Genomic DNA, 6,248 nt, shown 5'->3' on the forward strand with positions numbered 1-6,248 from the left:
GGAATCATCCCACCAGGTACATGTCGATGGATTATATGGAAGTGGCGCCCGATAAAAATCCGGATTACCTGATGCTGGAGGATGAAGTGGCAAAGCCGATCCACAACGCGCGCATTGAGGAGGATATCATGTCGGGCTGGGAAGTCTATTCCCTTATCACTCCCGGAGGGGTGGAATATGGCTACAATTTTGCTACCGGTAATTTTTATGAACAGTTAGCCCATATTGAGTACGGTTTTACCAACGAAATTATCAACCAGGCGATAGGAACAAATGCCAATATCCCGGAGTTGTTTGCTACGATTTATGAAACACGCGATATGGTCAAGGTTGAGCTCTGGGAGCTTATTGCTCATAGTGAGTAGTTACCTGCCCTTGTCTATGGCAAATTTACCGGGTCCCAGTAAGAAGATTACGATAAATGCCACCAGGTAAAGTGCGGCCGCCTCGAAATCTCCGAAGGCATCACCCGAGGGAATATGGTGGAAAAAGATGGCGACACTCATATTGATGACCAGGATCAGGGAAGCCAGGCGCGTCCAGAATCCAATGAGTACTAAAAAGGCACAGATCCCTTCCGCAAAAGCAGCCAGGATAAGGGATGCTTCCGGGCCGATACCGATCGGGTCTAAAAATTGAAGGTTACCCCCCAATACATTCATGACTTTGCCGAAGCCATGACCATAGATCATGAAAAAGGCCACCAAGACCCTCAAGATCATAGCGGAGGTTTTGGCATCAACAAACTCACTTAGCATAGTAGAATTTAATCGTTTTAACATAAGATAAGAGTCATTTATTTATTATGTAGAGTGCAAAAAAAAGCTGGGGTCCCTTATTTTTCATCCCGCTTTTAGAAGTAAGGGACTACCTGTGCAACGTATGTGTTGTCAGATGAAATGTAATAAAACAACATTTAGAGGAATAATGCCAATAAAGTATGCGATTACTTCCGGTTGAACCGAAAAAACCGTCGCTTTGGTTGAGAATAGACTACTGGTATGTGCTCTAATCAGGGTTTGCAGTGATCTCTTCGGTATAAATAAAGTCACCGAATTCCGACTGATCCCCGTTCGCCGCATTGGCTGCAACATGAAAGGTGACCGGACCGGCAAGTGACTGCGGCGCCCGCCAGGTGACGGTCCAGCTCGTTTCCTGCTCCCTGAGCGGTTCACTGCCACGGGATGAATGTTGAAGATATTCCACCGAGTCGGGCGCGGCCTTACTGAACATCATACGGTCATTGTCACCGATCTCGAAGCTCCCAGCCTGTTTCCCTTCCGCATATCGCGCCGAAAGCTGAAACCCGGCGCGTCCCAGTTCCTCCCGTTCCAGGCGGATCCGCAGCTCGAGTGTTTCCCCCCCCGTAATGCGTCCCGGCACTCCCGAGACAGAAAGTCGGCCCTCGCCGGGATTTAAATCGTAATCGAAATGACAGCTCCGGCAGGTTTGTTCACCGAATCCGCCGGTAAAAGCGCCGGTCAGATGCTCTGGATAGGCGGAATGGTCTTCCGTTACCGGCACGGAGGGGTTCTCCGATAGCGTGAATGCCATCAGCAGGGTAACCACGGGAGGGATAAGCAGTCGTAGCATAATATTGCAGTAAGCTATACTCCTCTGGCGAAATAGACCGTCGCCAGCGAGCTGTAATTCATCCGGTATATTTGCTTAGAAGGCTTTTGCAAAACTGTTCTTCTGGTCATCTCTGCATTTTTGCACGTTCAACATCCTCACATATGCGTAACCCGGGTTATTCACGAAATAGTAACACATTAAAGATTAAACTATTGATATTGTTCGACATATTCCCTTCTGTTATTGAATTTGGGCCCGTCCCAGGTAATTGGTATCGGTCCCGAACCAGATAGAATTGGTGGGTTCGTGAAAGACCATGTGTCGAACCGTGCCCCCGCCGCTTTCAACCGGCTCGGAACTGATAAATGCTTCCTCCTCGGTATCAAAACCCACAAACATATTGGGATTCACGCCCGTCTCTACCAGCCAGATACGATCCTGGTCGTCTGCGGTCACAGCATAGGGACGGGACTGCTCCCCGGAGGGCATCTTCCATTCTTCAAATGAACCGTCGCCAGGGTTATACCGGCCGATATAGCCGCGGGCATAATCGCCGTACCAGATCGTGCCGTCCGAAGTCTGGGCCAGGCGGCGGGGACGTGCATCTTCGCTGGGGAGCTCGATCTCTATGAGTTCCATCGTACCCGGATCGACAGTCGCCAGCTTATGGGTGCCAAACAGGCAGATCCAGGGACGCTCCATATCCTGGTCCATGATGATGCCATAGGGACGTGCCCGCGGGGTCGGCACATCTATGATTTCGGGTTCCCCGGTTTCCACGCCCAGCTTACCGACCGAGTTGGCGCCCTGCGAGGTAAACCAGATATCGCCTTCACGGTTGAAGGCCATCGTATGCGGGTCGCGTGCGCTGTTGTCTTCCGGCATTAAATACTTGTTGATTTCTCCGCTCTCCGGATTGACGGTACCGATATGATTGGCGCGGTTGCCGGCGTACCAGGGCGTTCCATCCTTATCTACAATGACGGTGTGGGGACCGGCACCCTCTTCCAGGTCAAACTTTTGAAATGATTCCGTATCGGGGTCGAACTCCGCCACGTAATGAGAGCGTTGTCCGACAAACCAGATATCGCCGTCAGGGGCTACATACGGATCGCGGGGACGGCTGTCCTCCCACGGCACTTCCCATTCGGAAATGGATACCTCTACTTCAGCATCCACCTCTACATCGGTTTCGGGCTTTTCGGTTAAGGCAAAAGCAGAAACGACAACCAAAACAGCAATGAGTGTTGTGATTAATTTAGTCATAACGGTAAGGGATTGGTTAATTATTACTTAAAAGTAATAGTTAGCAAACTAAAAGCAACCTCCGTATATATCATTTTGCAATTTACGACTAATCCGCCGGGCGGGAACCGGGGACGCCGCTCAGACTGCCCGAAACGATCAGATTCTTAGCTCTGGACAGACCTGCTTTGCATCTCCAGCTCGGTATCCGGCTGGTTATCCATTTCACCTTTCAGGTACTTGTTAAACCAGCGCATCATACGGATACTGTAGTCGTAACGGGCCGTTGCGTTCACGTTGCCATGTCCCTCGCCGGGATACAGCACCAGGCGCACGGGCGTATTCGTACGTGTTTTAATATGGCGGTAGAGCTCATACGACTGACTCGGATCAACGCGGGTGTCCTCCTCGCCATGCATGATGAGCAGCGGCGTTTCCGATTGCCCGGCATAATAGATGGGGCTCCGTTCCAAAAAGCCCTGGTAGTCCTGCCAGATCCGCTCGCGGGCGTGCACCAGGTACAGCTCTTCAGGGATATCGCTGGTTCCCCATTTTGAAATATTGTTGCTGATGCCCACAAACATGACCCCGGCCGCAAAGCGGTCGGTATAGCGCGTGGCCATCCAGCCCGTGGCGTATCCGCCGTAGGAGCCGCCGGTAACGCCTACTTTGGATGAATCCACCAGCCCTCCTTTGATCAACTCGTCGACTCCTGCGACAATATCATCGAACTCTGCACCACCCATATCGCCCTGACTGCTTTTGGCGAACTCCTCGCCCCGCCCTGTACTACCCCGGTAGTTGGGATAAAACACAAAATAGTCCTCTGCCGCCCCCATCTGCCCCGGGTTGGAATAACTTGTGATCCAGCCATTATCATAATGTGCTTCGGGTCCCCCGTGCACGGTCGTTATCAAAGGATACTTTTCTCCTTTTTGAAAGTTAAGCGGGTATATCAGCAGTCCCTGCAAGACCGTGCTGTCAGGGGCGGTCCAGCTGACGGCTTCCTGCCGTCCCAGGGCGACATCGGCCAGCCATTCATTGCTGTTGGTCAGTCGCTGGACCGTATCCTTTTCCGCATGATAGTGGTACAGCTCCTGGGGATGCGTGGCATGATCAGCAACGAAAATAACGGTACCGTCAGCAGCCCGGTCAAAGCGCTCCAGGTAGGGACCTCCTTCATCAACAATACGTTCCATCGTGGAGCCGTCTGCGGTAATGCTGCCGTAGATGGACCAGACCCCTTTGCTGGCCAGGTAGTGAAGTTCATTCTCGCCGGTCCACTGAAATTGCTCAAACGCTCCCTCAAACCGGGACTGAATTTGCTGCACAGCCCCATCCGCTGCTGAGACGATATGCAGCCGGGCCGCCACCGGATCGTGGATATCGGCACCGGCCAGCATCGCCAGCTTCGTTCCGTCAGGGCTCCATTCCAGAGAACCCAGTTTTCCCTCATGGTCCACTTCCGTCAGTATCTGCTGTCCCAGGGAATCCACAATCATCACCTGCTGGTGCATATAGTAATCATCCACGAGGGGCGTCGGTGCCGCCGCGATGGCCAGCTTTTTTTGTTCGGGTCCCCATTCCGCCTGGTACACCGAACCCTCCACCTGTATCTGCCGGGATTGATGATCCTCGGCAGACAGATCCGTTATAAACCCGCGCTGGTTTGTGAGGTTTTCTTCATAAATTCTCGGTTCATAGGGCAGGGTGGGTTCCGGCTCGGTGGTGGTATCCGAGGCCAGAAAGACCAGCATGTTACCGTCATCGGCCCATGAATAACTTGTTATATCGGTAGGAAAGGATAAGATACGCCGGGCCTCTCCGCCCGATAACGAAATTTCGAATAACCCGACCTTTTTATCTTTCTCACGCTTGCCTAAAAACGTGATACTTCCTTTCTGTGGACGAAAAGCGATATTGCTAACATCAATGGTTGTCACAAATGGAATGGATTCCGGAGATGACAAATCGCGTACGTAGAGGCTGCTTTCAGCCGGTTTATTTTCCTTCCGCGGGTCAGCCTGCTTACTTACGGTGTAGGCGGCCTTATCGCCCGAAGGTGATACGGCAATTTCATCAACCTGCTGCAGGTGAGCTACCTGAAGAGGCGTCAGTCCCTGTTCAGGTGATGTAACCTGTCCCGCTGCCATTACAGGCAGCATGATACAGATCAGTATCGAAAACAGTCGTTTTTGTATTTGTTGAAATTCCATATGCTTATTTTTATAAATTGATAAAAATCGCCTGATTAAAACCAAGGACTAAATTTAGCATTTTTGTGTCATTTCCACTAATTATGAAAACCCCTTTCAAAGTGCTTTTTTAGAACATAAAATTTATATACCATAGTTGTTTAACCACGTATACCGTATAGATTACAAAGGAAGCATCTGAATGGCGGCAGGCTTCTTAACAAATATCAGCATCAATATGTTCTCTTCATGGTAAAAATGCGTAAAAGGGATTCGCTTATAACCTGTTCCGATCTGACGGTCCGTTTCGGCGATGAAGTGGTGCTGGAAGCGTTCAGCTGTCGCATAGCGGAGGGGAAGCATACGATCCTCAAAGGAGAATCCGGCTCCGGGAAAAGCACTTTGCTGAAATTATTCCTGGGCTTTCTGAAACCCACCGGAGGGTCTATTCAATTTAACAGCGGCAAGGACGGGCGGGATATACGCAGGGACACCGCCTGGCTGCCGCAGGACCTGGATCTGGGCAGCGGGACCGTGGAAGAGGTAATCCGGAAGCCGTTTTGCTTTGCAACCAACCAGGCAAAGTCCCCCGGCCGCGAAACCTACATGAGGGCATTAAGGCAACTGGGATTGTCCTCAGAAAACCTTGACAAACCGTTCAGGGCGCTCTCAACGGGACAGCGCCAGCGCGTGGGCCTGGCGATCTGTCACCTGCTGGACAAACCGATTCTGCTGTTGGACGAGCCCACCTCTGCCCTTGACAGGGCTTCAAAACGACGCGCAGCGGATATATTACTGGCACATACAAAAAATAAAACGATCGTCTCCACCTCGCACGATCCCTTCTGGATCGAATACGCCGATAATATCATAGAGCTAAGCTAATGGATATTATAGATTTATCATGGATACAACTTGCGGTCGCCTTCCTGATTTTGCTGCTGCCAGCATGGATCTTGTGGAAGTACCAAACCGGACTCAACAGGAAATTATTCACCGCTTCGCTGCGGATGGTCCTGCAACTGTTGTTCGTGGGGTACTACCTGGAATACCTTTTTGAGTACGATAATGCGTGGATAAATGCCGGGTGGATCATGGTTATGGTGCTGGTGGCCGATTTTGCCACCATTGACCGCAGCGGTCTCAAACGCAGGAAATCGCTGCTGATCCCTATCTTCGGTGCGACCTTCCTGGGTATTATTGTTATTGATCTTTTTTTCCTTGAAGTGGTGA

At 51.1% G+C, this 6,248-nt stretch carries 7 protein-coding genes; 3 read left to right on the plus strand and 4 right to left on the minus strand.

Features of this window, described 5'->3' with window-relative positions; all coding sequences use genetic code 11:
• On the plus strand, window positions 1-365 hold a 365-nt coding region (locus ACESLU_RS10115), incomplete at its 5' end, for a hypothetical protein (RefSeq protein WP_372638535.1).
• On the opposite strand, the gene ACESLU_RS10120 is transcribed toward ACESLU_RS10115, so the two are convergent.
• From ACESLU_RS10120 to ACESLU_RS10135, 4 genes are all read right to left on the minus strand, one after another.
• Window positions 366-758 carry a DoxX family protein gene (locus ACESLU_RS10120; RefSeq protein WP_372638536.1) on the minus strand — a complete coding sequence of 131 codons (393 nt, stop codon included), beginning with the start codon at window positions 756-758 and terminating at the stop codon, window positions 366-368.
• 250 nt (window positions 759-1,008) lie between these two features.
• Window positions 1,009-1,593 carry a choice-of-anchor V domain-containing protein gene (locus ACESLU_RS10125; RefSeq protein ID WP_372638537.1) on the minus strand — a complete coding sequence of 195 codons (585 nt, stop codon included), beginning with the start codon at window positions 1,591-1,593 and terminating at the stop codon, window positions 1,009-1,011.
• A gap of 222 nt (window positions 1,594-1,815) precedes the next feature.
• On the minus strand, window positions 1,816-2,841 hold the full coding sequence (locus ACESLU_RS10130) for a lyase (protein ID WP_372638538.1): 1,026 nt from the start codon (window positions 2,839-2,841) through the stop codon (window positions 1,816-1,818).
• A gap of 146 nt (window positions 2,842-2,987) precedes the next feature.
• Complete coding sequence (locus ACESLU_RS10135; protein WP_372638539.1) at window positions 2,988-5,036, minus strand: prolyl oligopeptidase family serine peptidase; 2,049 nt, start codon at window positions 5,034-5,036, stop codon at window positions 2,988-2,990.
• A gap of 237 nt (window positions 5,037-5,273) precedes the next feature.
• Here ACESLU_RS10135 and ACESLU_RS10140 point away from each other — a divergent pair, with 237 nt between their 5' ends.
• Both ACESLU_RS10140 and ACESLU_RS10145 read left to right on the plus strand, forming a co-directional pair.
• Window positions 5,274-5,900, plus strand: a complete 627-nt coding sequence (locus tag ACESLU_RS10140; protein WP_372638540.1) for an ATP-binding cassette domain-containing protein — start codon at window positions 5,274-5,276, stop codon at window positions 5,898-5,900.
• The coding region (locus ACESLU_RS10145; RefSeq protein ID WP_372638541.1) for an ABC transporter permease at window positions 5,900-6,248 on the plus strand (349 nt) is incomplete at its 3' end. The genes ACESLU_RS10140 and ACESLU_RS10145, both read left to right, overlap by 1 nt.

Source organism: Fodinibius sp., assembly GCF_041642155.1.
In the GTDB taxonomy this organism is placed as follows: Bacteria; Bacteroidota; Rhodothermia; order Balneolales; family Balneolaceae; genus Fodinibius.